Here is a 23,154-nt window from a genome sequence, read left to right as displayed (position 1 = left end):
TGTTTTAATCGAGTTTACAGCCCCCTTCCTACTTATCCATAATACAAAATTGCAGCTAACAGCTAAAGATTAGTCTGTTGATAGAAGTCTGGGATGTAGGTTATTAAAGAAATAGGGCAAAAAAAAAATCGGAACTCAGATTTGTTCCGTAGGCTTTTATTGCAATAAAATAACATAATAATGCCTTTTTATTTGGTTTTTAACATAGAAACTCACATTATTCTAGTTAAATCACATAGAAGAACACCATAAAAAAATGGGAAATGGCACCTGCTAAAACAAATAGGTGCCAAATAACATGATTAAAAGGTATTTTTTCAATAGCATAAAAAACAATCCCGACCGTATAAAATAGTCCTCCTCCAAATAAAAATAATATGCCGTTACTACCAATAATATTAGATAAAGTTGGAAAATCGAATACAATAAGCCATCCCATCACTAAATAAAGAATTACAGAAAACACCTCAAAACGCCCGGTAAAAAACAATTTTAAAAGTATACCAAACCCTGCAATTCCCCAGACTACCCAAAAAAGCGTCCAACCTAAACTCTCATGTAATGCAATTAATAAAACCGGTGTATAAGTACCAGCTATAAGTAAGTAAATACTAATATGATCTATAATTCTAAAATAGTACTTCTTCTTTTTTTCTTTTACAACATGGTATAGTGTTGATGCTGTAAATAATATAATGATTGAAATACCATAAACTATAATACTAAAGAGACTCCAATTGGTTTTTTGGTTATCAAAAACAATAAGAAGTATTAAAGCAGTAATTCCAAATAATACACCAATAGCATGCGTAGTAGCATTTAACTTTTCTTCGAAAAGAGTTTGGTCTCGCATTATTTATGGATCTTCACTAGTAGTGGGTAACCATTTATCTGTTAAATCATAAAAATCAAAGTCTATAGCAGACTTTTGACGTTCTAAACGGCCATTTTGAAAGTTCCGCAGTAAAATATCCTCAATTAAATAGTCTTCTTTTATATTAACGGGATCAAATTCCCGCTTTAAAGAAAGATCAAACATGCTCGCCGTTGTATTATACCAAAATGCACGCCAACCATTACGCAATTCTTTTATCAAATTAAATGCTGTGGTACCAGTCTGTCTGTGAATTAATTTAATTAGTATTTGTCCCTCTGTACGAGTGAGTTTTTTTAATTCTTCAGAAAACTCTCCTTCTATGTATTTTTGAATGCGTTTGGTATATCGTTTTTTTTCACGATTCCTTTTAAGTGTCGCTAAATGTTTGTTCATAGAATCTAAACGCTCAGCAGCCATTTTAGCATATGGATATACCTTCATTGTTTTCCTTCTAAGGATCAGATATCTAATACGTTCTTTTTTATTATCAAACCTAAGTTTATGTAGAAGTCTTACCTCTTTTAAATCTATAGATAATCTTGGAACAGAATCGCCCTTAATGATCAGGTACTCAACAGCAGCAGAATCTTGTTCAATATCATTTCCTTGTGCAAAAAGCAAAACAGGGAATATTAAAAATATATATTTAAAACAGTTCATCAATAAAAAATACCGGAGCTTCAATACTTCAAATTTAATAATTTACCTGGTTTAAAACATTTTTTTTCTATTTATATTATTATTTTAGTGCAAAATTTTTTATAAATGACGAAGAAGAGCATTCTTAATAAAGAGTCTATGGGCTTTTTAAAAAAGTATTTAAATAATGCCGCACCTACTGGTTATGAATGGAATGGGCAAAAATTATGGATGGAATACGTAAAACCTTACATAGATGAGTTTATAACAGACACTTATGGCACAGCCGTAGGAGTCATAAATCCCAAAGCAAAATACAAAGTTGTTATTGAAGGACATGCCGATGAAATTTCGTGGTATGTAAATTATATTTCTGATAATGGTCTAATTTATGTGATTAGAAATGGTGGCAGTGACCATCAAATTGCACCAAGTAAAATAGTAAATGTGCATACCAAAAAGGGTATTGTAAAAGGTGTTTTTGGTTGGCCAGCAATACATACGCGTAATAGAGCCAAAGAAGAAGCTCCTAAACCAGATAATATTAGCATAGATGTAGGTGCTAAAGACAAAGAAGAAGTCGAAAAAATGGGAATTCATGTAGGCTGTGTTATCACTTACCCTGATGAGTTTCATATTTTAAATGATGATAAATTTGTTTGCCGCGCTTTAGACAATCGAATGGGTGGTTTTATGATTGCCGAAGTAGCTCGTTTATTAAAAGAAAATAAAAAGGAACTTCCTTTTGGGCTTTACATTACAAACTCGGTACAAGAGGAAATTGGTCTACGAGGTGCAGAAATGATTACGCATACTATTAAACCAGATGTAGCAATTGTCACTGATGTAACTCACGATACAACCACTCCTATGATAGAGAAGAAAAAGGAAGGACATCTTGAAATTGGTAAAGGTCCTGTAGTAGCTTATGCTCCCGCAGTACAACAAAAATTACGTGATTTAATTACTGAAACTGCCGAGGATAAGAAAATACCTTTTCAACGCTCTGCCCTATCTCGTGCAACTGGAACAGACACAGATGCTTTTGCTTATAGCAACGGTGGCGTAGCCTCTGCTTTAATTTCATTACCGCTTCGTTATATGCATACAACTGTAGAAATGGTACATAAAGATGACGTAGAAAATGTTATTAAATTAATTTACGAAACACTGCTTAATATAAAAGATGGTGAAACTTTTAGTTATTTTGACTAAATAATATTTTGCCCATAAATACATTAAAGTTATCCTTATTAAGGGTAACTTTTTTATTTTAAGACTGTTTGTATTTGTAAGAGGGCTAAACAACAATTTATATTTATTTATTTTCAATAAACTTTGTAGCTTTAACAATTATTTATAATAAACTGTTCATGTTATTGAATCATCAAAATCACTTATTCAAGATTCCTCAGGAAATCACGTATTTAAATATAGCAAGTCAATCGCCTTCTTTTAAAGCAGTTTACGAAGCTGGATTAGAAGGGTTAACACAAAAAAACCTTCCTTATAGAATTAAAGGTTCTGATTATTTTGAGCCCGTTTCTAAACTTAAAAAATTATTTGCACAACTTGTAGAAGTTGAGGATTACAATCGTATCGCTACAATTCCTTCAGTCTCTTACGGTATCGCTACGGTTGCAAAAAATATTAAGCTTAATCCTGGGGATGAAATCCTGATTATAGATGAACAATTTCCAAGTAACGTATATTCATGGCAAAAATTAGCAGAAAAATATGATGCTACATTAAAAACGATTAACACTCCAAGGCCTAAAAGTAATCGTGCTCTATTGTGGAATGAGGCTATTCTAAATGCTATAAATAGCAAAACTGCTTTAGTAGCCATGGGTAATATACATTGGTCTAATGGAAGTTTATTCGATTTAAAATCTATTAGAGAAAAAACCAAATCCCAAAATGCCCTTTTAATTATAGATGGTTCTCAATCTGTTGGTGCATTGCCTTTTTCTGTTAAAGAACTTCAACCTGATGCACTTATTTGTGCTGGTTACAAATGGCTTTTTGGACCTTATGGTTGTGCTTATGCATATTATGGAGAGTACTTTGATAACGGTACTCCCTTAGAAGAAAGTTGGATGAATAGATTGCATAGTGAGAATTTTGCAGGTCTAACAAATTATGAACCTCAATATAAACCTTTAGCAAATCGATATACAGTAGGAGAAAGTGGCAATTTTATTTATGTGAAAATGCAAATTGCTGCCTTAAAACAAGTTCTGGAATGGACTCCAAAAGCCATACAAAACTATTGTGAATCCATTTCTTCTGAAGCTGTTAAAAAGCTAGAAAAATTAGGATGCCATATAGAAAACTCAAACCACAGATCACATCATCTATTTGGAATTGAATTACCCAACAACCTAGACCTCCAAGCGTTACAAAAAGATTTATCAAACAAAAAGATTTATGTATCCTTTAGAGGGAATTTTATTAGAATTTCTTGTCATTTATTCAATACACCTGAAGATTTTGAATCTCTTATTGCATGTCTATCAAAACACCTGTAAAGCTTCAAATAATGGACGAATACATAGACATTGTTACAAAAGAAGGAAAGCCTACAGGAAAATCTGAATTAAAATCTATCATCCATCAAAAAGGGCTTTATCATAATACTGTTCATATTTGGTTTTATACTAAAAAAGGAGACATTTTATTATCGCAACGTTCGGCAAAAAAAACCATTTGTCCATTAATGTGGGATGTCTCGGTTGCCGGTCATATTGATTCAGGTGAAACCATAAAACAAGCGGCTGTAAGAGAAACAAAAGAAGAAATAGGAATCTCAATTTCTGAAAACGATCTAAAAAAGATAGGTGTTTTTGAATGCTTCCAAACTTATAAAAGTGGTATTATTGATAACGAATTCCATAACACATTTATTTGCGAGTTGAAGGTTCCAATGTCTAAATTAATCCCTCAAGAAGAAGAAGTTGAAGCTCTTAAATTAGTGTCCTTTTCAAATTTTAAAGACCTTATTAAAAATATAGGCAACAATGATAATCATTTTGTGCCTTCAAACAAGTCATATTACGAACTCGTATTACAACATATTATTGAAACTGTAAATTAACCTCTTATTCTCCCCTAAAATGAACCTGTTACTTTTAGCTATTGCCCCAATATTCATAGTTATTCTCTATATATATTTTAAAGATAAATATGAAAAAGAGCCTAAACGCTTACTTTTCTACAACTTTCTTTTAGGTGCTATAGTAAGTGTCCTAATCACTACTATTTTATATTATGTGTTCGATATCGTCTTGTTGCTTCCAAACGAAACGAGTATTTTTCAACAATTTATTAAAGCATTTATTGTTGTTGGTTTAACCGAAGAATTTAGTAAATACGTTATTGTCCGGTATTTTGCTCAAAGAAATAAAGCGTTTAACGAGCCTTTTGATGGTATAGTATATGCTGTTATGGTATCTATGGGTTTTGCTGCTACAGAAAACATTCTGTATGTATTAGAAGGAGGCTATGAAACAGCTTTATTAAGAGCTTTTACAGCGGTTCCTGCTCATGCAACATTTGGAATCTTAATGGGCTTTTATATGGGGAAAGCGAAGTTTTCAAAGAACAGAATAGGTTTAAATCTTATTGGTTTACTATCTGCTATTATATTTCATGGTGCTTACGACTTTTTCTTATTTATAGATTTTTTACCAGGTATATGGATAGGCGCTTTTGTATCTCTTTTAATTGGAATTTTTCTATCAAAAAGAGCCATCAAACACCATCAGGAACACTCCAATTTTAATGTTTGATAAGTCATTTCCAAATATGATTTATCTCATAAACTAAACCATACTTATTTAATAATTTTAACGGACTCATAATCCATACTTAGCTCTGTAATAAAATATTTCGTATATAAAATTCATATATTTACTACAAATTAATCCAGACATCGATGAGCAAAACTTTCAAAACCTCTGTAAATAATACGTTTGATTTTGAAATTAAAGATGATGACATTTCTAATCTTGACGCTTTACAAATTTCAGAATCAAAATTTCATGTCCTTGAACAAAACAAATCGTATCATGCTAAAATTATAAGAGAAGACTTCAACAAAAAAGCATATGAAGTAAAAATCAATAATAATACATACAATATTAGTATTTTAAATGATTTGGACACTTTAATAAAAGATATGGGATTTGCTGTTGGAGCTACAAAACATATTGGTTCTATTAAAGCACCCATGCCAGGGCTTATTTTAGAAATTAACGTAAAAGCCAATCAGGAAGTGAAAGAAGATGACCCGCTTTTAATTCTTGAAGCCATGAAAATGGAAAATATTATTACGTCTCCAACAGATGGAGTTATCAAATCTATTTCTGTAAATAAGGGAGATGCTGTTGATAAAAACCAACTACTAATTGAGTTCAACGCGTAATTATATTTATTTATAAAAGTACATTCAACATTACAATATAGAGTTTACACACAATTATATTAAACATACGTGTTCATAGCTTATTTTATTTATTATGAAAAAAATACTAATAGCAAATAGAGGTGAAATAGCCATAAGAGTTATGATGACTGCTCAAAAAATGGGTATAAAAACAGTCGCTGTATATTCTACAGCTGATAGAAATGCGCCACATGTAAAGTTTGCAGACGAAGCAATATGTATTGGAGAGCCACCATCCAATCAATCTTATTTAAGAGGCGATAAAATTATTGAGGTTGCTAAACAACTTAGTGTAGATGGCATACATCCTGGATATGGTTTCTTAAGCGAAAATGCTGGTTTTGCAGAGTTATGTGAGCAAAATAACATTACTTTTATAGGGCCAAGGTCCAAGGCCATTAAAATTATGGGCAGCAAATTAGCAGCAAAAGAAGCTGTTAAAGCATATGATATTCCCATGGTTCCAGGAATTGATGAAGCAATCACAGACGTTTCCAAGGCTAAAGTTATAGCAAAAAAAATAGGATTCCCTATTCTTATCAAAGCATCAGCAGGTGGTGGTGGAAAAGGGATGCGAGTTGTAGAAAAAGAAAGTGAGCTGGAATCTCAAATGAATCGAGCTATTAGTGAAGCGACTTCTGCCTTTGGAGACGGTTCTGTTTTTATTGAAAAGTATGTCACCTCTCCTCGTCATATAGAAATTCAAGTGATGGCTGATAGCCATGGTAACATATTGCATTTTTTTGAACGCGAATGCAGTATTCAACGTCGCCATCAAAAAGTAATTGAAGAAGCGCCTTCTTCAGTTTTAACCCCAGAACTAAGAAAAAAAATGGGAGAAGCTGCCATTAAAGTTGCCAAATCTTGTGATTATTTAGGTGCAGGTACAGTCGAATTTTTATTAGATGCAGATCATAATTTTTATTTCTTAGAAATGAATACCAGGTTACAAGTAGAACATCCTGTCTCAGAATTAATTGCTGGCGTTGATTTAGTAGAACTTCAAATACTTGTGGCTCGTGGTGAAGCTTTAAGCCTCAAACAAGATGATTTAAAAATTAATGGGCATGCGCTGGAATTGCGAGTTTATGCCGAAGATCCCTTAAATGATTTTTTACCTAGTGTTGGACATTTAGATGTTTACAAACTTCCTACAGGGGATGGCATTCGTGTGGATAATGGTTTTGAAGAAAACATGGATGTTCCCATTTATTATGACCCTATGCTTTCTAAACTTATAACTTATGGAAAAACAAGGGATGAAGCTATTCAACTTATGATAAAAGCGATTAATAATTACCATGTGGAAGGTGTACAAACAACTTTGTCTTTCGGGAAATATGTTTGTGAACATGAAGCTTTTCGTTCTGGAAATTTTGATACTCATTTTGTTAAAAATTACTATTCGCCAGAAGCACTTAAGGAAGAAACAGAAAAAGAAGCGAAAATTGCTGCTTTAATTGCAGTGAAACAATATATAGAAAATCAAAAATTATTAAGAATACCTAATTAATTGTTATTCCAAACTTCTTTACTGGGTGCAGAATGACAAAGCTTATTAACCTATGGATTCAAAAATAAACAAACTAAACGAACGTGTTGCTCTGGCCCATCTGGGTGGTGGACAGAAACGTATTGATAAACAACATGCAAAAAAGAAACTTACAGCGAGAGAGCGTGTCAACTATTTAATGGATGATGGCTCTTTTGAAGAAATTGGCGTTCTGGTTACTCATAGAACAACAGATTTCGGGATGGAAAATGAGATCTATTTTGGTGATGGTGTTATTACTGGCTATGGTACTGTAAATGGAAGACTAGTTTATGTGTACGCACAAGATTTTACAGTTTTTGGAGGAGCTTTATCTGAAACACATGCTGAGAAAATATGTAAAATAATGGATCTGGCAGTTAAAGTCGGAGCGCCTATTATTGGTTTAAATGATTCTGGTGGAGCCCGTATTCAAGAAGGCGTTAGGTCTCTTGGTGGTTACGCAGATATATTCTATAGAAATGTGCAAACTTCTGGGGTCATTCCTCAAATTTCTGCTATCATGGGACCTTGTGCTGGAGGAGCTGTCTACTCCCCTGCTATGACCGACTTTACCATCATGGTAGAAAATACAAGCTATATGTTTGTAACGGGCCCAAACGTTGTAAAAACTGTTACTAATGAAGAAGTAACCAGCGAAGAATTAGGTGGTGCCTACACGCATGCTTCAAAGTCTGGTGTGGCTCATAAAACTTCAGCTAATGATATTGAATGTTTAGAAGACATAAAAAAACTATTGAGTTACTTACCACAAAACAATACAGAAACTCCTAAAAAATCAGATTTTGAGTTGAAAGATGAAGTAAGAGGTCTTTTATCGAATATTGTACCAGACAACCCTAATAAACCTTATGACATGCATGTCGTTATAGCTGGTATTATTGATGAAGATTCTTTTTATGAAATTCATAAAGACTATGCCGAAAATATTATTGTTGGTTTTGCAAGACTTGGTGGGCGTAATATTGGAATTGTAGCAAACCAACCGCTCTTTTTAGCAGGCGTATTGGATGTGAATAGCTCAAAAAAAGCTGCTCGTTTCACTCGATTTTGTGATTGCTTTAATATCCCTTTGTTAGTATTAGTTGATGTGCCTGGCTTTTTACCAGGAACCGACCAGGAATGGAACGGAATTATTGTTCATGGAGCAAAACTATTATATGCTTTAAGTGAGGCTACTGTACCAAAAATAACTGTTATTACTAGAAAAGCCTATGGCGGTGCTTACGATGTTATGAATTCTAAACACATTGGAGCGGACTTAAATTATGCATGGCCAGGAGCAGAAATTGCGGTTATGGGATCAAAAGGCGCCAGTGAAATTATTTTTAAAAGAGAAATAGCTGCTGCCGATGATCCTGCTGAAAAATTAGCAGAAAAAGAAGCTGAATATGCTGAAAAATTTGCGAATCCTTACAGGGCTGCAAGGCGTGGATTTATTGATGAAGTCATATTACCAAAGAATACACGAAGAAAACTTATCAAAGCCTTTTCTATGTTGGAAGACAAGCACGTTGACACTCCAAAAAGAAAGCATGGAAATATACCTTTATAGCAACTAAAAAACTAAAAAAGGAGACGGTCTTAACAGTCTCCTTTTTTTTACTCTATCCAGCAAATAAACTCTACAAATGGATATCTTAATAGATATAAATTAGTTTATCTGAAAAATTAATCCCCACAACATGTATGTTTTTAAATTAAAAAATAATTAAAGAGCCTACCCTATAAAAACAAACTTAAGCAGGTTGTCTGTGATAGATTTATGTTGATTAATAGCAATGCAAATATCACAAACCACTTTAATAATAAAGAATAAATAACTACTCATTTTATACTCAAAATCAATAAAATGGTATTTTTTGTATTCATTGATTTCAGGATTATTGAAATAGTAAATCCTTTATTATAACGAATAATACTTAAGCAACCCAAAGACACAATTGAATGGATTCAAGAGAAGTAATATTATGAGATGTTTTTTAGATACTCTTCTAAGAGAATTATGTCAAAGTATTAAAGCTTGGATTGGCGGCACTTAATAGCACAATATACTATTTGGGCATTTTGGAACATTAGACTCTCTAATATTTTATTCTTCTTTTTTAAGACCAAAAAAATGAATCAGTATATCATCCATTTGTTTTTTCCATACGTCCATTCATGATTACCATTTATAACTCGTTCAACTTTTAAGTTATAACCTTTATCACGTAGTATTTCCACCATTGGAATATCCTGTTTTTCCGTATCTTTACCAGTGCCATAGCTTAAATACATTTTAAGGTTTTTTTTAGATTTAACAGTGTAAGATTCATAAATATCAGGGCAGGGATGAAATGCTGGTGATTGCATAACTATATTTTTAAATGAATCAGGGGCTTTGTCTGCCAAATAAAAAACTGCTAGCCCTCCAAAAGAAACTCCCATAATAGTTCTATTATTTTTATTAATCGGATATTGCTGTTCCATTTTAGATATGAATTCATTAGTAAAGAAGTCAACAAATGAGGGGTTACATAAAAATAATTCTTCTCTAATGTTTTTCCATTTCTCTTTTTTATTTCTAGGCTCTAAAAAAATAGCAACAACAGGTTTTATTTGTTTACTTATAATAAGGCTATCAATTATATCGACCAATCTTCCTTTATTAATATAATTATAGCCATCATTAATGTAAATTACAGGTAGATTATTATTGATTTTATCTATTGGTGGTAAATAAACTTTATAAGGTAGTATTTTATTTAAAATATTACTATCAAAATTTTTACCTTCCGATAAACTATACAGCAAGCAGGAGACTATAAATATACTATACCTATAAATTCCAGTTTACCAGAAGGCTTGTATATAGTTAGAATTATAGCTGGCGATCAGTTGTATACACGAATGATAATTAAAGACAATTAAAAGACATATCTAGAATGAAAAACGTTATATTTCACATTTTTAAAAGTTGCCTGTTTTTTTGTTTTATATTTTGTTTAAGCACAAGTGTTTCTTATGCCCAAATTGGAGATGAGACTGGTACCTCAGATTGTAATGGTTGTTTTGACGTTGAGCCAGATAATGAGCCTCCATGTATAAGTTGCGAATTGCCTCCTATGGGACCTTCTCTACCAGAAGACGAACTACCTTCAGGAGGAGATATTAATCCTTCTGGTGACGATAATGGTGGTGGTTATGATGATGGTGGTGGCAGTGATGATGGTGGCGGTTACGATGATGGCAGCGGTTACGATGATGGCGGCGGTTATAGTGACGATTACTGTGCAAATAACTACGATCCATGTTATTGTTATGGAGATTGTGGCGGAGATAGTAATCCTACTGACCCAGAAGACCCTTGTCCTACCCCAGATTGTGATCCACAAACACAGAGAGTAGCCCCATCTGGTTGTGACTGCCAAGATTTGCCCAAAAAACAATGGTATACAGATAATGATGGAGATAAATACCATGGTAAATTTGAATGGTCAATTTTAAGACCAAATGGCACAGGTTGGATACAAGTTAGCTCTAAAGGACAGGATTGTGATGATAATAACAAAAAAGTACATGAAGCGAATAAATCTCTTGGGAATTTTACAATTTATCAAGATACTAGACAGCCTGGTCAAACAGATACTGGAACTGAATCTCCTGATTATCATGAAGGGGATTTAACGGTAGATAGCATGGTAGCTTAATGGGTGAATTTCTCAGCATAGAAAATGAAGGAGAGGCTGCAAAGGAGGTTAGAATCGACAAATTTAGAAGAATATATAACATGACTGACGATGAATTGTTTAATCAAATGGAGAGGGCTGCTAGGTTATCACTTAAATATCAAAAATGGGTTGGGAACGGTCTAGGAGATTTTGACTTTGACGAATCTTTACAGGCTAATATAGATATGATTTCCCGTTTCAGAAATGACACAAGAGGCATATCTGAAATTTCTGGAAATACTAGGGCAATGTTAGATCAAGATCCTAATTATACAAGTTATTTGAATAATTTAGAAAGTAACATTAGAAACAAACTAAGTAGTGTCAATAATGCCGATGAAATTTCTGGATTATCCTTTACAAATCTCAATAGACCTACCTTTAATACAGGTGCAAATTTCTTTAACATAAATAGTACTTGGACTATAAATGTAAGTTTTGAAAATGTTAAACTTGATTGTGATAAGTTTTCAGGAACTTTAAAAATAGATATATACGACCAATTTGGATTAGATAATGCTGATTTGGGATTAAGTGAAACCCCTCACCCGTCAGCATGGAAAACACGTCTTCTAGATGGAATGTGGGCTTGGTTCATTTTACAGCGAGTTGAGCGTACGGGAGGTAATTATGCTCCATTTATCAATCACTTTAGTGATTCTATAACAGTAGAAACAACAATAAATTAGAAAGAAATGAAAATAATAGTTAGTTTTATATTTTTTTGTGCCTTAACAGTAAATAGTCAAAGTTTACATAAAGTCATATCAAATGATGTGGTGTTATTTGAAGGGACGATTAACCAAACAAAAGTTAATAGTTACATCTACTTAGAAAGTAGTGCTAATGACTATAATTTGATTAAAAATAATGTGTACACTTATTTTGATCCCAATATAAATCTTGATGTTGATAATTATAGACCAGATATAGACCCAACTACACTGCATTATTTTTATATTTATAAGAAAACCACTGAATTGAATACATCATTTAATATATCAAACAACAATTTAATTAATAATGATGTTATAATTCCCAATCAAAATGAAAACTTAATAGCTATTGTAACTTATAGTATGACCAGTGGTCAAAAAACAATAAATTTTTACAACAATAAAACGTTAGTCAAAATTTTTGATAATAATACTGAAAAAGTAATAAGTGATTTAGACAACAGATTGATGGGAGATTTGGATAAGTTTTTAAATCATATAATAGATTAATTTCACATATAGATATGAAAAACTGTGTATTATACCATAAATTAAATAAATTGTGGTTCGGGTGTTTTTATATGCTTAATTGTTCTAAATTGAAAGCTGGCATATAGGGGTTATCATTCTTTTTCAAAAACAATTAGATTTTCGTTTTTTATAAATCCTAAAATGAAGCTCTCTTTTTTATAGTGAACAGAGTCCATTAAGCTAGCTTTTTCGTTAGCTAATTTGGATGAGAATCCAAATCCATATTTACCTAACAACCTTTTGTTTGTTTCCTTATTTTTATAGATGTTGTTTGCTAATTGCTTGAATTCAATTGTGTCTTCGACTTTTACAATCGCTACCTCCCAACCATCATTAAGTCCTGATAAATTATTTTTGTCAATTATCCTACCTGATTTTGGGAATTCACATTTGGTGAAAGATTCAAATAACTTTTTTAGCCTTGAATCACTCGGCTTTTGATTCATACAACTATTCAAAGATAATATCAGAGCAATTATCGGGATCAATAAATAGTTTTTATTTCTCATATAGCCTTAATTTTCAAATTGTTAATCATAGCATCAAGGGCATACAAAATACATTCCTTGTCCTTTGCAATATCGTTAAGGCGATTTAACACTAAAAGCTCTCTATCGTCCGTTTCTCCCAGCCAATAACCCCCAGTAGTTTCCAGTACTTCAGCAAGTTTTTTAATAATATCAATACTAGACTTTACTTCACCCTTTTCATACTTCCCAATAATAGTGTGGTAAGAATTTATATGTTTGGCCAATTCTGCTTGCGAAAAGTTTTTAGCTTCTCTACATTCCCTTAATTTTTTACCGAAGCCTGACATAATTGAAATATTTATGGTATAAAAAAACCTGTTAAACACCTTTTGTTGGCAAATATACAGACAAAAAATGGTAGTATCAATCCATAAATATTTTGGCAAATGAAATACATAATGTAGATTTGTACCAAATTATTGTCAGATGTACTCCCCAAGCACCCCCGATCGCGCTAGTATGTCAAAGTAACGGCTACCGCAAGTTTTTAACTTGCGGCAATAGAGTAAGTATATTATAGAAAAAACCTAGCTGTCCCTAGTTTTGTACCCTAAATTTGTATTTACTCGCTCAATGTAAATATTCTTAGAAGGATATTCTGTCTATTTTTTGGTCAGTTTACTTTTGTGAAGTAGATTGTATTGAAGATTTAGGATAGAATTTTCGCAATTATCTAAAAGGTAATCGTTTTTTTGAATGTGCCAATTCCAGACAGAGTTTTGCATAGGTTTAAAAAATTATCTCTTTTTAAAGAAGTGCTTAAAAGTCAATATGACACAAAAAATATCACATTAGTTTAATATTTTTTCTGAGGTTCTAAAAGTCTCTTTAAGATGCTCCACCAATGTTGATTTTTCTTTATCAATATTGATCTTTTTGGTAATACGATAGCGCTTACTTTCAATGGCTCTAACAGACGCATTTAAGAAGACAGCAATTTCTTTATTCTTAAAACCAACATACAAATAGTAACAAATAATAACCTCCGAATCGTTTAATTGCGGATACATTTTATTTATTACCTGGAAGAAATTAACATTAAGACCGTTGACTAAATCTAAATGACTTTCGCTTTTATCTAAAATTGTAGAAGAGTTGTGGTGTACATTTTTATATAGTTCTTTAATTTTTTCGCGTTGTACAGGAGTCTCTCTTATTGCAGATATTTTTTTAATGTCTTTTTTTAAGCTGGCTATGTAATCTTCTAAGCCTTGAACTTTTACTACTAGTTTTTCATTATTAGATTTTAAATATGACAAATTACTTGTTTGGTTACTTAAATCTACTGCTTTAAGCTTTTGTTTTCTATAAAAAAACATATATATAAAACTAGAAGCTGTTAAGAGTAAAAGTAAAACAACCACCAATACACCATTTAAATATTGCTTATCACTAACAATTTTTAACTCAAACCCCTTATTTACTAAATCGTTATTTACTTCGTAACTGCTGGTCATAATGTTTTCATACATTTTGTTTTCAAAAACCGCTAAAGAATCCGTATAAGCTTCAACATTTTCTTTGTTATCCAAAATTCTATAAGAATCGATATATAATTTAAAATAATCTTCTTTAACATCTTCTGTCATAAAACGTTTATTTTTAGACGCCTTTGATAGATAATAGAATGTCGAATCTATTTGTTTTCTTTTAAAATGAGTATTTGCAAAAGACACTTCTGTTAAAGCTTCAAAAGATGCATAGTTATACGAAATAATTGTAGGGTTGTTTTTTAATTTTTTAAACTCTTTGAAATACAAATGAGCTACTTCTAAATCATCCAGAGCCAAATAGTTAGAGGCAAGCATATTTAAGGCAAACATATAAAAATAAGCATCGTCTTTGGCATCTTTGTATTTAACTAAATTATCTAATAGTAATTTATTACATGCTTTATATTCTTTATCAAGAAATTTAGCATAAGCATATGTTAGATCTACCTCAAAATCGCCATAAGCATAATCAGATAATTCATAATATTCTTTAGCTTTTTTTAAATATTGGAATGCCGTAGTATCCTTTTTAATATAATAAAGACAAGAGAATAATTCTAAACTGGCCTCTCCTGCTACTTTATAATCCTTCTCATCTATTGCGTATTTCAATGCTAACAGACAACTTTGATATGATTTTATGTCATCATTATTTTCATCATAAATCAATGATTTTAATACATAATAATTGGGGAGTCCTTTTTTAATGAAAAGATCTACTGGCTGCGGAATAGAATCTAAAAATGTTATTGCTTTTTTAGTATCATAATCAATATAAATATCAGCAGAATCGACAAATCGCTCGTAGTCACCAGAGTCTTGACTGTAACATACAGTTCTAAAAAATAATATAACTACAAAAACGCAAAATAGTCTGCGTTTTAAACAGAGTTTTCGTTTTATCAAAATTTTTAATTATTATTAATCCCTTTGTAAAAATATACATTTATTTTTAACAATAGTTTTATATTATAATTTTTTATCACCCATGAAAAGCCCTGTGGTTATTAGCTTTTCATATTTATTTTAATTAGGAAACAAACTTTTATCTAATCCTGGAACAATACGTAATGCATTTTTATAATAAACTTTTTTTAATACATCATCTGGTAAATCCATACCATACATTGGCCAAAATGCATGATATTTTTTATGATACGGAAAGTACTCATCTTTACTTTCTAAAACTCTAAAATAAGTAGGGAATTCTTTGGGCTTCCAGCTGTCTTTTCCAAATAGTATACGGTCTTGATATTTGATAAAGAATTCTTTAGCAAAACGAGGTTGCCTACCTAACTCTGCTATGATTGCAGCTATGCCTACATTCATATTTGGCATGTCATCTAATAACGCACCCAATTTTCCTAAATTATTGGCATACCATCCCATATGTGCATTAATAAATACAGTTTTAGGATTATTTTTAAACATACTATGTTGCTCTGCAATAATTTGTTCCCAAGGAGCTGGGTTAGTAGCACTTCGTTTTCTACGAGGATGTGTTTTCAGTTCTAGCCAACGTTCATTATCACCATCAAAATCATCCCAAAAAGATTTAGGATCTGCCGCATGAATAAGAACTGGTATTCCCAATTCTCCACATTTAGCCCAAATAGGCTTTAATCTCGCATCGTTAATAGCAATCCGTTTTCCCTGAGTATCTTTATCTCTTAACCCTAAATTTTTATAGACTTTTAAACCACGTGCACCATTTTTAACATCAAGTTCTAATTGATTTACCGTTTTTTCAATCCACCATTTTTTTCCAACATTCTTGTTAAAGTTAATATTTGCAAATACAACAAAACGATTTGGATAATGGTCCTTAATATTTTGAACAGATTTTTTTAAATCATTACCTGTACGTCCACTTAGATTAACCATAATACCCATATTTAAGGTATCCATGGCTCTTACTACAGGTGTTAAATCTTGATTTGGCATTCTATATTGATGCCCGTGTACATCTATGAAAGGGAATTTTGCACGATTAATCACCTTTCCGGGAACAACTAATGTTGATTTAGGGTTATAATTTTCGAATGATATATTTTGAGCAAGTATTGTGTAGGAAAATAGAAAAGCAAATAAAATAAAACTGGTTTTTTTAGCATGCATATTTTCAATGGTTTGATTTAACCATAAAAATAAATGTCTTGCTTTATCTAAACTAGGACTTTATGAAGGGTTTAACTAAAAACACGTCCGTAATAATCCAAATCTACAATCTCTCCTCTGGTTGTTTTGTAATCCTTTTTAATAGTTCCTTCTAATACAAAACCATTTTTTTTGGCTACGGCTATACTTCCAATATTTGAGCTATTGGCTCGACATAATAGTTTTTTAAATTGATATGTTTCAGAAAGATGTTCTATTACAAGTCCTAAAGATTTTGAAATGACTCCCTGACCTTCGTAATAAGCATCAATAAAATACCCTATTTCTGCTTTTGGAATGTTCCAATCTATATTTTTAACGTCTATTAAACCTATAAAAGTATTCGCTCTTAAATCACTTATTATAAATGGGAAATAGCTCTTTTTCAATACACGATCTCTAATATTTTGGCAATAGATAGTGGTATCATGAAGTGTTTTAGTTTTTGATACAGTGCCTGCAAAGAAATCTTCTAATCGATCTCTATTACGATCAATAAGATAAAAAAACTTTTCATCCTCATTTGTATCTAAAGTTGTAATTCTAAAATTATTAAATACAATATCCATTTAAACAAGGTTAATTACTATTTCTTAGCTTTTATAACTTGAGCTGTATACATAAATGATTCTTGCCAACGTTCGAAACGCTTATCAAATTCTGTCGAAAAAATTAAATACTGGCATTTACCTATACTTTCTGGGATTCTTGTCATTTCTGCAAAAAGACTTCCTTTAGACAAAAATTCAGCATCTTCAACGATACACATTTGTAACTTGTTTAAATTAATACCGTTTAATAAAAATATTCTATTTAAACGCTTTGGAGTTGCAATAACAATATCTGTTCCAACATATATTTCTTCACGCTGTAACTCAATATTATACTCTTCATAAGCACAATAAACCCTTAAATCTGTACCTCTTTTAAATAAATTGAATTCCAACCCTAATGCTAATGCAGCCTGTTTATCTTTTACAAAAATTAAAGCCCGAGGCGCATCTTCGAATGCTGATTTTAATCTTTGTATAACACTCATTACCATACTAGTTGTTTTACCTGCTCCTTTAGGAGCTATAGCAAACAAGCTAGCGCCTCCTTTTATTTTTGGTAATATTTCTTTTTGAAATGCTAATGGGGCTTCAAAACCCTTATTTATTATGGTATTTTTTAAAGGTGGAATGAGTTTTTTAAATGACATGAATAGGTTGTTTAATATGAAAAAACAAAGATAGTATTAAATACAACTAAGGATTGTAAAACAAAAAGACACTCATTACGAGTGCCTTTTCTTGCTATTAATCAACTTATAATTAAAACTCTAAATCTGATACTAAATCAAATTCATCATAAATAGCTTTATCTTTTAGTCCTTCAAAAAAGCTAGTAGATCCGTATTTTACGTCATATTTTGTTCTATCAACTTTCAATGTAGCAGTTGCTTTATTCCCATAAACAGATATAGCAAATGTAATAGGGTTTGTTTTTCCTTTTATCGTTAAATCTCCTGTAACTTTATAAGAGTTTTTGCCTGTAGCTTTAACTTTTACAAATACCAATTTTGCTGTTGGGTGTGCTGCAACACCAAAAAAATCATCCGATTTTAAATGACCATCAAGTTTTCCTTTATACTCACCATCTAAATCAGTCGTATTTATAGTAGTCATATCCATAACAAACTCACCTCCTGTTAATTTATCTTCTTCAAAATTTAAAAACCCTGATTGTATTGCAATCGTTCCTTCGTGTGATCCAGTTACTTTATAACCTTTCCAAACCACCTTACTTTTATCGGTTTTTATTTCCTTTTTGTTTTTATCTATCGCTGTAAAAGACAATGTAAATAATGTTACTATTGTTAATACTACTAAATTTTTAATTGTGTTTTTCATGTTGTTTTTTTTAATTGTTTTTGATTTAATTTATGATCCGTAATAAAATTTTTCTTTAATTATTTTTCCATCTTTCCAGTCTTGTACTGCCACTTGCGTGTAATTTTTTACTCCCCAATCTTTATGAGTATAATCAAAATGCCATTCTACCATAGTTGTATTCTCTCCTACGGTCACCTTTATTGGTTGGGCTGATCTAAACTCAGTAATAGATGCAAAAAATTCTTCTTCTCGCTTTCTGTTTGCTACTTTGCCGACAATTTCTGGGTTATCATTTTCTTGCATAACAACGGCTTCATGATAAAATTCGTCAAACGCTTCTAGTGCTTTTCCTTGAAGAATCATATCATTTATTGTACTAATGTTTTCTATTAACCTATTCATAATATATTGTTTATTATTATGATACAAATGTCTAAAACATCATTTTAATAAAAAATAATGTAGTTTATGAAAACATGTTAATCTAGATTAACATTTTATTGTTTAAATATAAGATCACTTTTAATTTTACTTAAAAACTCCTTGGTAATCCCTAAATATGAAGCAATCATATATTGAGGAATTCGTTGTTCTATTTTTGGATACTGATTTCTGAAATAAATATATCTGTCTTTTGCAGTAAGACTAAAACTCCTGATAATACGCTTTTGTGAAGCTACAAATGCTTTTTGTATAATTTGCCTGAAAAAGCGTTCCAATTTTGGAATTGCAGCATATAAGTCTTCAATAACATCATAAGAAAACATAATCAGCTCTGTTTTTTCTAAACATTGTACATTAAAATCGGCAGGAGTTTGTGTAATAAAACTTCCCATATCTGCAGTCCACCAATCTTCTATAGAAAACATGACTATATGTTCCTGTCCTTCATTATCCACATGAAATGTTTTTGTACAACCTGATAGTACAAAGCATTCATACTTACAAACGTCTCCTTGCTGAACAATAAACTGCCCTTTTAAATAGGTTCTATATATTACTTTAGAAAGGAGCACCTCCTCTTCTGCTTCAGTTAAAGAAACATGCTTATTAATATAATCTAATAATACTTGTCCTTTTTCTTTAATCATATTATGAATCTATTAAACGTCTATGATAGTTTATTTGTCCAGAATGATAAGATAAATGAGTGGTTAAATGAACTAGAAAGTATTCCGTTGTCATTGGCTCATTAAAAACATGTATTGGGTAGTGTTTATTTAAATCTTCAGTCGATAATTTTTCCAAAACATTTTCAATTACTTCAACGGCCTCTTCTACTTGTTGCAATAATTCTGTTCGTGGTATGCTTTTTAATGAAAACTCTAGTTCGCGCTGCCTTATATATCCTAAATCACCAAGGATTGCTCCTACAAAATGCTTAAGATTACCAACAATATGTAAACATAAATTGCCTGCTGAGTTAGCAATCTCTTTATCAAGAAGCCATAGGTTTTCTTCTTGTTTATAAGACATTATTTCTGCCTTAAGCTTATGAAGATCTCGGGTAAAAATTTTAATCAATGTTTTAGTAAGCATATTTTATCTTTAATTAATGTTTTAATCTTGATAATGAAACTCGAGCCAAACGCAAATGCCCTTCATGACCAAACAATTTATAGTCTAATGTTGTCTCTTTAATTGTTCCATAAATCCAACATCATTGACATTTATAATGGTCTTTCATAACATAAAAAGAGTTGATAAGGAGATATTTTTTTAACAAAAATCACCCCTTTTATATTTTCTTTCTAATTTACAGAAATAAGATTGATATCAAAAACAATAACAGAACCTCCGGGGATGCCTTTATAGTCTGAATTGCCATAACCTAAATGTGCAGGTATTAAAAGCTTACCAGAACCTCCTTCTTTAAAATACGTAATACCTTCTGTCCAACCTGGAATAACATTTTGTAAATTAATTTTTATGCCTTGTGGGCTACTTTCTTCAAAAACAGTTCCATTAGTATAGTATCCTTTGTATGCTACTGTGACTGTAGATGTTGACGCTGGTTGTGTTCCAGTCCCTTCTTCTTCAATCACATAATAAAGTCCTGTGTCACTTTTTTCTGCAATCAATTTATTTTTAGATATATAACCGATAATTTCTTGATCATTTTAAGTCACATAATCTTTTTCATCATCACTATTACAGGAAACAAAAAGAGATAGAATCAGGGCAAGCTTAATATATTTCATCTTTATTTTTTTGATGTAAATATAGCAAACACATTGACTTTATAAATCTTAAAAAATCATAAAATTATTATAACGTAACACTTAAATTAAAGCTTGATAACTTTATATAAACTACTTTTGCCAAATGCAAAAATCAAATACTGAATTCCGATTAGAGTTTGTAGCATTAATGGCATCTCTTATGTCTATTGTTGCCTTATCAATAGACGCATTGTTACCTGCACTTCCGGAAATAGGAAGCGCTCTAGGTGTTACTAATGAAAATGATAATCAATTATTAATTACTATGATTTTTTTAGGATTAGGTTTTGGCCAACTTATTTTTGGTCCTTTATCCGATAGTTTTGGTAGAAAATCTATAGTATATATAGGGTTTATAGTATTTATAATTGGTAGCATGATTTGTGTAACTACCAAAAGTTTTGAAATGATGATTATTGGTCGAGTGCTTCAAGGTGTTGGTTTATCTTCCCCAAGAACTCTAAGCATCGCTATAGTAAGAGATTCATATAGTGGAGATTATATGGCTAAAGTATTATCTATTGTCGTTATGGTTTTTATTTTAGTCCCGGTAATTGCTCCTGCTTTGGGACAGTTTTTGCTTAATTTTTATAATTGGGAATCCATTTTTTATGTAAACTTAATATATGGTCTTTTAGTTATGCTTTGGTTTTGGAAGCGACAACCAGAAACGCTACAAAAAGAAAAACGTATAAAATTCACATCACATCAATTTATTGATGGAGCTAAGGAGTTTGTTAAATTTAAGGATGCTGTTGCTTTCACGTTCATTTCCGGATTTATAACAGGATCTTTTATGGTCTATTTAAGTACTTCTCAACAGATTTTTCAAGAGCAGTATAACCTAGCCGATATGTTTCCTTACATATTTGCAAGTTTGGCTATATCTATTGGATTGGCTACCTATTTAAATAGTGTTTTTGTTTTAAAATATGGTATGTGGCGTATTGCGTACATAGCAACTATAGCATATGCTGTTATCTCTGTTTTATATGTCGTTTTATTCTGGTCTGGTAATAACCCCAGTATTAGTGTTTTAATAGGGTTTTTCGCTTTACAATTCTTTGCTGTAGGCTTTATTTTTGGCAACATAAGAGCTTTAGCGATGCAACCCTTGGGCCATATTGCTGGTATTGGTGCTGCTATTAATGGCTTTGTATCTACTGTTATGGCTGTACCTATAGCAAATTATATAGGTAGTTTTGTTAACGACTCCGTATTACCATTGTTTATTGGTTTTTCAATTTTTGGCATCCTGTCTCTTTTAACTTTTATTATTTTGAAAAGAAAAAAAGATTCTAACGCATTTGCATTAGATTAAGTTAGCCTAGCTATTGTTTAATCCAATCGCTACTTTGTTTTATTCAGTAAGTAGTAAAGGCAGTCCATAAAATGGTTTGGTTAAGTTTTTATAAGTAGCGTGGTTTTTACAAATAACGCTCATTTATGATGTTAATATGCCAGATAGAGTGTCCTAAAATAGTAAACGCCGCAGCTCTTGCAGACATATTTGAACTACTTGCATTGCCAATAAACTTTAAGTCAACGTCATTCAAACTTTTTAATAATACAATAAAACTTTGGCGTACTGCATTGAACTCTTCTATAAGAGATTCTAAGCTTTTATCATTTGCCAGAGAAGGTGCTATGTAATCATCTTGTTCAAACCCAGAGATACTGGTTTTATCATGCCTGGAAAAACGAAAACAACGATGTTGAAAAATACGTTCGGTATCAATTAAATGCTGAAAAACTTCTTTTATGCTCCACTTCCCTTCTGCATATCTATAATTTAATTTATCTGAGGGAATAGATTCAAAGAATTGTAAAACCATATCCGAATCTTTTTTAAAACCATCTATCAATGTGGTTTCTTTAGAAATTAAATCTATGTATCTTTTATAATATGCGTTGTATTTGTGTTATCTATTTTAATCTCCTTTTTCTAATTAACGTCAGTTCGATATATTATAAATTGATAATCAAATACTTAAAAGGTTTTAAAGAAGAAATCATATCATTCCGAATGAGGAACGAAGAGGAATCCCATCCTTATGAGATTTCTCGAAAGTTTATCTTGAGCGAAGTCGAAAGGCTCATGCTTCGCTCTGTCGAAATGACAAACACTTGAAAATCATTGTTTTAATATTATTTTTCATAAAAAAATTAAATCGAGTTTGTATGTTTAAAGTGTCATTCTAAAACCAGGAGGTATTATTAATTTGTTAGTGCAAAATTAACTTAAATAATACCATCTGATATGAAAGATATACAAATTACAAAAAAAGTAGATTATTCTAATGAGAGTATTTACGTGGGCATAGATGTACATAAGAAAAGTTGGGGTGTTTGTATTTTGACAGATTACTATGAACATAAAGTGTTTTCACAACCACCAGAACC

General features: G+C 31.3%; 26 protein-coding genes. 11 read left to right on the top strand and 15 right to left on the bottom strand.

The window, feature by feature from the left end; genetic code table 11:
- Nucleotides 1-226: 226 nt before the first annotated feature.
- Both trhA and EM932_RS19945 read right to left on the bottom strand, forming a co-directional pair.
- Complete coding sequence (gene trhA / locus EM932_RS19950; protein WP_135878970.1) at nucleotides 227-853, bottom strand: PAQR family membrane homeostasis protein TrhA; 627 nt, start codon at nucleotides 851-853, stop codon at nucleotides 227-229.
- Nucleotides 854-856: 3 nt separating this feature from the next.
- Nucleotides 857-1,537 carry a DUF4294 domain-containing protein gene (locus tag EM932_RS19945; protein ID WP_135878969.1) on the bottom strand — a complete coding sequence of 227 codons (681 nt, stop codon included), beginning with the start codon at nucleotides 1,535-1,537 and terminating at the stop codon, nucleotides 857-859.
- Nucleotides 1,538-1,642: 105 nt separating this feature from the next.
- On the opposite strand from EM932_RS19945, the gene EM932_RS19940 reads away from it, so the two are divergent.
- From EM932_RS19940 to EM932_RS19910, 7 genes are all read left to right on the top strand, one after another.
- Nucleotides 1,643-2,731 carry a M42 family metallopeptidase gene (locus EM932_RS19940; RefSeq protein WP_135878968.1) on the top strand — a complete coding sequence of 363 codons (1,089 nt, stop codon included), beginning with the start codon at nucleotides 1,643-1,645 and terminating at the stop codon, nucleotides 2,729-2,731.
- A 158-nt stretch (nucleotides 2,732-2,889) separates the two neighbouring features.
- A complete protein-coding gene (locus EM932_RS19935) occupies nucleotides 2,890-4,047 on the top strand; it encodes an aminotransferase class V-fold PLP-dependent enzyme (RefSeq protein WP_135878967.1) in 1,158 nt (385 codons plus the stop codon).
- 11 nt (nucleotides 4,048-4,058) lie between these two features.
- Nucleotides 4,059-4,613, top strand: coding sequence for an NUDIX hydrolase (locus EM932_RS19930; protein WP_135878972.1), 555 nt, complete (start codon nucleotides 4,059-4,061; stop codon nucleotides 4,611-4,613).
- A gap of 19 nt (nucleotides 4,614-4,632) precedes the next feature.
- Complete coding sequence (locus EM932_RS19925; RefSeq protein WP_135878966.1) at nucleotides 4,633-5,307, top strand: PrsW family intramembrane metalloprotease; 675 nt, start codon at nucleotides 4,633-4,635, stop codon at nucleotides 5,305-5,307.
- A gap of 146 nt (nucleotides 5,308-5,453) precedes the next feature.
- On the top strand, nucleotides 5,454-5,942 hold the full coding sequence (locus tag EM932_RS19920) for an acetyl-CoA carboxylase biotin carboxyl carrier protein subunit (RefSeq protein ID WP_135878965.1): 489 nt from the start codon (nucleotides 5,454-5,456) through the stop codon (nucleotides 5,940-5,942).
- Between the two features lie 94 nt (nucleotides 5,943-6,036).
- On the top strand, nucleotides 6,037-7,476 hold the full coding sequence (gene accC, locus EM932_RS19915; RefSeq protein ID WP_135878964.1) for an acetyl-CoA carboxylase biotin carboxylase subunit: 1,440 nt from the start codon (nucleotides 6,037-6,039) through the stop codon (nucleotides 7,474-7,476).
- Between the two features lie 52 nt (nucleotides 7,477-7,528).
- Nucleotides 7,529-9,070, top strand: a complete 1,542-nt coding sequence (locus tag EM932_RS19910) for an acyl-CoA carboxylase subunit beta (RefSeq protein ID WP_135878963.1) — start codon at nucleotides 7,529-7,531, stop codon at nucleotides 9,068-9,070.
- Nucleotides 9,071-9,639: 569 nt separating this feature from the next.
- Here EM932_RS19910 and EM932_RS19905 read toward each other — a convergent pair.
- Nucleotides 9,640-10,311, bottom strand: a complete 672-nt coding sequence (locus EM932_RS19905) for an alpha/beta hydrolase (protein WP_170179858.1) — start codon at nucleotides 10,309-10,311, stop codon at nucleotides 9,640-9,642.
- Nucleotides 10,312-10,442: 131 nt separating this feature from the next.
- Between EM932_RS19905 and EM932_RS19900 the strand changes: the two genes are divergently transcribed.
- The 3 genes from EM932_RS19900 to EM932_RS19890 are packed head-to-tail and all read left to right on the top strand — an operon-like array spanning nucleotide 10,443 to nucleotide 12,454.
- Nucleotides 10,443-11,207, top strand: coding sequence for a hypothetical protein (locus EM932_RS19900; protein ID WP_135878961.1), 765 nt, complete (start codon nucleotides 10,443-10,445; stop codon nucleotides 11,205-11,207).
- Nucleotides 11,207-11,917 (top strand): DUF3289 family protein, encoded by a 711-nt coding sequence (locus EM932_RS19895; RefSeq protein ID WP_135878960.1) that lies wholly within the window; start codon nucleotides 11,207-11,209, stop codon nucleotides 11,915-11,917. The genes EM932_RS19900 and EM932_RS19895 overlap by 1 nt, the downstream gene beginning before the upstream one ends.
- Nucleotides 11,918-11,923: 6 nt before the next feature.
- Complete coding sequence (locus EM932_RS19890; RefSeq protein WP_135878959.1) at nucleotides 11,924-12,454, top strand: hypothetical protein; 531 nt, start codon at nucleotides 11,924-11,926, stop codon at nucleotides 12,452-12,454.
- Between the two features lie 113 nt (nucleotides 12,455-12,567).
- Here EM932_RS19890 and EM932_RS19885 read toward each other — a convergent pair whose 3' ends face one another.
- The 11 genes from EM932_RS19885 to EM932_RS19835 form a co-directional block, all read right to left on the bottom strand.
- Nucleotides 12,568-12,984, bottom strand: coding sequence for a hypothetical protein (locus EM932_RS19885; RefSeq protein ID WP_135878958.1), 417 nt, complete (start codon nucleotides 12,982-12,984; stop codon nucleotides 12,568-12,570).
- Nucleotides 12,981-13,292 carry a helix-turn-helix domain-containing protein gene (locus tag EM932_RS19880; protein WP_135878957.1) on the bottom strand — a complete coding sequence of 104 codons (312 nt, stop codon included), beginning with the start codon at nucleotides 13,290-13,292 and terminating at the stop codon, nucleotides 12,981-12,983. The genes EM932_RS19885 and EM932_RS19880 overlap by 4 nt, the downstream gene beginning before the upstream one ends.
- 504 nt (nucleotides 13,293-13,796) lie before the next feature.
- Complete coding sequence (locus EM932_RS19875; protein ID WP_135878956.1) at nucleotides 13,797-15,404, bottom strand: helix-turn-helix transcriptional regulator; 1,608 nt, start codon at nucleotides 15,402-15,404, stop codon at nucleotides 13,797-13,799.
- 120 nt (nucleotides 15,405-15,524) lie between these two features.
- Nucleotides 15,525-16,616: an amidohydrolase family protein gene (locus EM932_RS19870; protein ID WP_135878955.1), complete on the bottom strand. Its 1,092-nt coding sequence runs from the start codon at nucleotides 16,614-16,616 to the stop codon at nucleotides 15,525-15,527.
- Nucleotides 16,617-16,687: 71 nt separating this feature from the next.
- Complete coding sequence (locus EM932_RS19865; RefSeq protein ID WP_135878954.1) at nucleotides 16,688-17,224, bottom strand: GNAT family N-acetyltransferase; 537 nt, start codon at nucleotides 17,222-17,224, stop codon at nucleotides 16,688-16,690.
- A gap of 17 nt (nucleotides 17,225-17,241) precedes the next feature.
- Complete coding sequence (locus EM932_RS19860) at nucleotides 17,242-17,856, bottom strand: DEAD/DEAH box helicase (RefSeq protein ID WP_135878953.1); 615 nt, start codon at nucleotides 17,854-17,856, stop codon at nucleotides 17,242-17,244.
- Nucleotides 17,857-17,968: 112 nt separating this feature from the next.
- Nucleotides 17,969-18,547, bottom strand: coding sequence for a YceI family protein (locus tag EM932_RS19855; protein ID WP_135878952.1), 579 nt, complete (start codon nucleotides 18,545-18,547; stop codon nucleotides 17,969-17,971).
- 30 nt (nucleotides 18,548-18,577) lie between these two features.
- Entirely contained in the window at nucleotides 18,578-18,931 is a 354-nt protein-coding gene (locus EM932_RS19850) for a nuclear transport factor 2 family protein (protein ID WP_135878951.1), read from the bottom strand.
- A gap of 95 nt (nucleotides 18,932-19,026) precedes the next feature.
- Nucleotides 19,027-19,620 (bottom strand): Crp/Fnr family transcriptional regulator, encoded by a 594-nt coding sequence (locus EM932_RS19845; RefSeq protein ID WP_135878950.1) that lies wholly within the window; start codon nucleotides 19,618-19,620, stop codon nucleotides 19,027-19,029.
- Between the two features lies 1 nt (nucleotide 19,621).
- Nucleotides 19,622-20,068 carry a DinB family protein gene (locus tag EM932_RS19840; RefSeq protein ID WP_135878949.1) on the bottom strand — a complete coding sequence of 149 codons (447 nt, stop codon included), beginning with the start codon at nucleotides 20,066-20,068 and terminating at the stop codon, nucleotides 19,622-19,624.
- Nucleotides 20,069-20,280: 212 nt separating this feature from the next.
- Nucleotides 20,281-20,610, bottom strand: coding sequence for an FKBP-type peptidyl-prolyl cis-trans isomerase (locus EM932_RS19835; protein WP_317129382.1), 330 nt, complete (start codon nucleotides 20,608-20,610; stop codon nucleotides 20,281-20,283).
- 244 nt (nucleotides 20,611-20,854) lie between these two features.
- Between EM932_RS19835 and EM932_RS19830 the strand changes: the two genes are divergently transcribed.
- Nucleotides 20,855-22,072 carry a multidrug effflux MFS transporter gene (locus tag EM932_RS19830; RefSeq protein WP_170179857.1) on the top strand — a complete coding sequence of 406 codons (1,218 nt, stop codon included), beginning with the start codon at nucleotides 20,855-20,857 and terminating at the stop codon, nucleotides 22,070-22,072.
- Between the two features lie 106 nt (nucleotides 22,073-22,178).
- On the opposite strand, the gene EM932_RS19825 is transcribed toward EM932_RS19830, so the two are convergent.
- A complete protein-coding gene (locus EM932_RS19825) occupies nucleotides 22,179-22,586 on the bottom strand; it encodes a DinB family protein (protein ID WP_135878948.1) in 408 nt (135 codons plus the stop codon).
- Nucleotides 22,587-23,154: the final 568 nt, after the last annotated feature.

The organism is Flavivirga rizhaonensis, assembly GCF_004791695.1.
Taxonomy (GTDB): domain Bacteria; phylum Bacteroidota; class Bacteroidia; order Flavobacteriales; family Flavobacteriaceae; genus Flavivirga; species Flavivirga rizhaonensis.
The sequence above is the reverse complement of the archived record's forward strand: the minus strand, read 5'-3'. Positions and strand labels throughout refer to the sequence as shown.

Bases quoted from the DNA above. Each gene is read 5' to 3' on its own strand.
- EM932_RS19830 (WP_170179857.1), top strand. From the start codon at position 20,855: ATGCAAAAATCAAATACTGAATTCCGATTAGAGTTTGTAGCATTAATG.
- EM932_RS19860 (WP_135878953.1), bottom strand. From the start codon at position 17,856: ATGTCATTTAAAAAACTCATTCCACCTTTAAAAAATACCATAATAAAT.
- EM932_RS19925 (WP_135878966.1), top strand. From the start codon at position 4,633: ATGAACCTGTTACTTTTAGCTATTGCCCCAATATTCATAGTTATTCTC.
- EM932_RS19930 (WP_135878972.1), top strand. From the start codon at position 4,059: ATGGACGAATACATAGACATTGTTACAAAAGAAGGAAAGCCTACAGGA.
- EM932_RS19920 (WP_135878965.1), top strand. From the start codon at position 5,454: ATGAGCAAAACTTTCAAAACCTCTGTAAATAATACGTTTGATTTTGAA.
- EM932_RS19945 (WP_135878969.1), bottom strand. From the start codon at position 1,537: ATGAACTGTTTTAAATATATATTTTTAATATTCCCTGTTTTGCTTTTT.
- accC (WP_135878964.1), top strand. From the start codon at position 6,037: ATGAAAAAAATACTAATAGCAAATAGAGGTGAAATAGCCATAAGAGTT.
- EM932_RS19825 (WP_135878948.1), bottom strand. From the start codon at position 22,586: ATGGTTTTACAATTCTTTGAATCTATTCCCTCAGATAAATTAAATTAT.
- EM932_RS19845 (WP_135878950.1), bottom strand. From the start codon at position 19,620: ATGATTAAAGAAAAAGGACAAGTATTATTAGATTATATTAATAAGCAT.
- EM932_RS19895 (WP_135878960.1), top strand. From the start codon at position 11,207: ATGGGTGAATTTCTCAGCATAGAAAATGAAGGAGAGGCTGCAAAGGAG.
- EM932_RS19850 (WP_135878951.1), bottom strand. From the start codon at position 18,931: ATGAATAGGTTAATAGAAAACATTAGTACAATAAATGATATGATTCTT.
- EM932_RS19880 (WP_135878957.1), bottom strand. From the start codon at position 13,292: ATGTCAGGCTTCGGTAAAAAATTAAGGGAATGTAGAGAAGCTAAAAAC.
- EM932_RS19900 (WP_135878961.1), top strand. From the start codon at position 10,443: ATGAAAAACGTTATATTTCACATTTTTAAAAGTTGCCTGTTTTTTTGT.
- EM932_RS19940 (WP_135878968.1), top strand. From the start codon at position 1,643: ATGACGAAGAAGAGCATTCTTAATAAAGAGTCTATGGGCTTTTTAAAA.
- EM932_RS19840 (WP_135878949.1), bottom strand. From the start codon at position 20,068: ATGCTTACTAAAACATTGATTAAAATTTTTACCCGAGATCTTCATAAG.
- EM932_RS19870 (WP_135878955.1), bottom strand. From the start codon at position 16,616: ATGCATGCTAAAAAAACCAGTTTTATTTTATTTGCTTTTCTATTTTCC.
- EM932_RS19890 (WP_135878959.1), top strand. From the start codon at position 11,924: ATGAAAATAATAGTTAGTTTTATATTTTTTTGTGCCTTAACAGTAAAT.
- EM932_RS19855 (WP_135878952.1), bottom strand. From the start codon at position 18,547: ATGAAAAACACAATTAAAAATTTAGTAGTATTAACAATAGTAACATTA.
- EM932_RS19910 (WP_135878963.1), top strand. From the start codon at position 7,529: ATGGATTCAAAAATAAACAAACTAAACGAACGTGTTGCTCTGGCCCAT.
- EM932_RS19935 (WP_135878967.1), top strand. From the start codon at position 2,890: ATGTTATTGAATCATCAAAATCACTTATTCAAGATTCCTCAGGAAATC.
- trhA (WP_135878970.1), bottom strand. From the start codon at position 853: ATGCGAGACCAAACTCTTTTCGAAGAAAAGTTAAATGCTACTACGCAT.
- EM932_RS19865 (WP_135878954.1), bottom strand. From the start codon at position 17,224: ATGGATATTGTATTTAATAATTTTAGAATTACAACTTTAGATACAAAT.
- EM932_RS19885 (WP_135878958.1), bottom strand. From the start codon at position 12,984: ATGAGAAATAAAAACTATTTATTGATCCCGATAATTGCTCTGATATTA.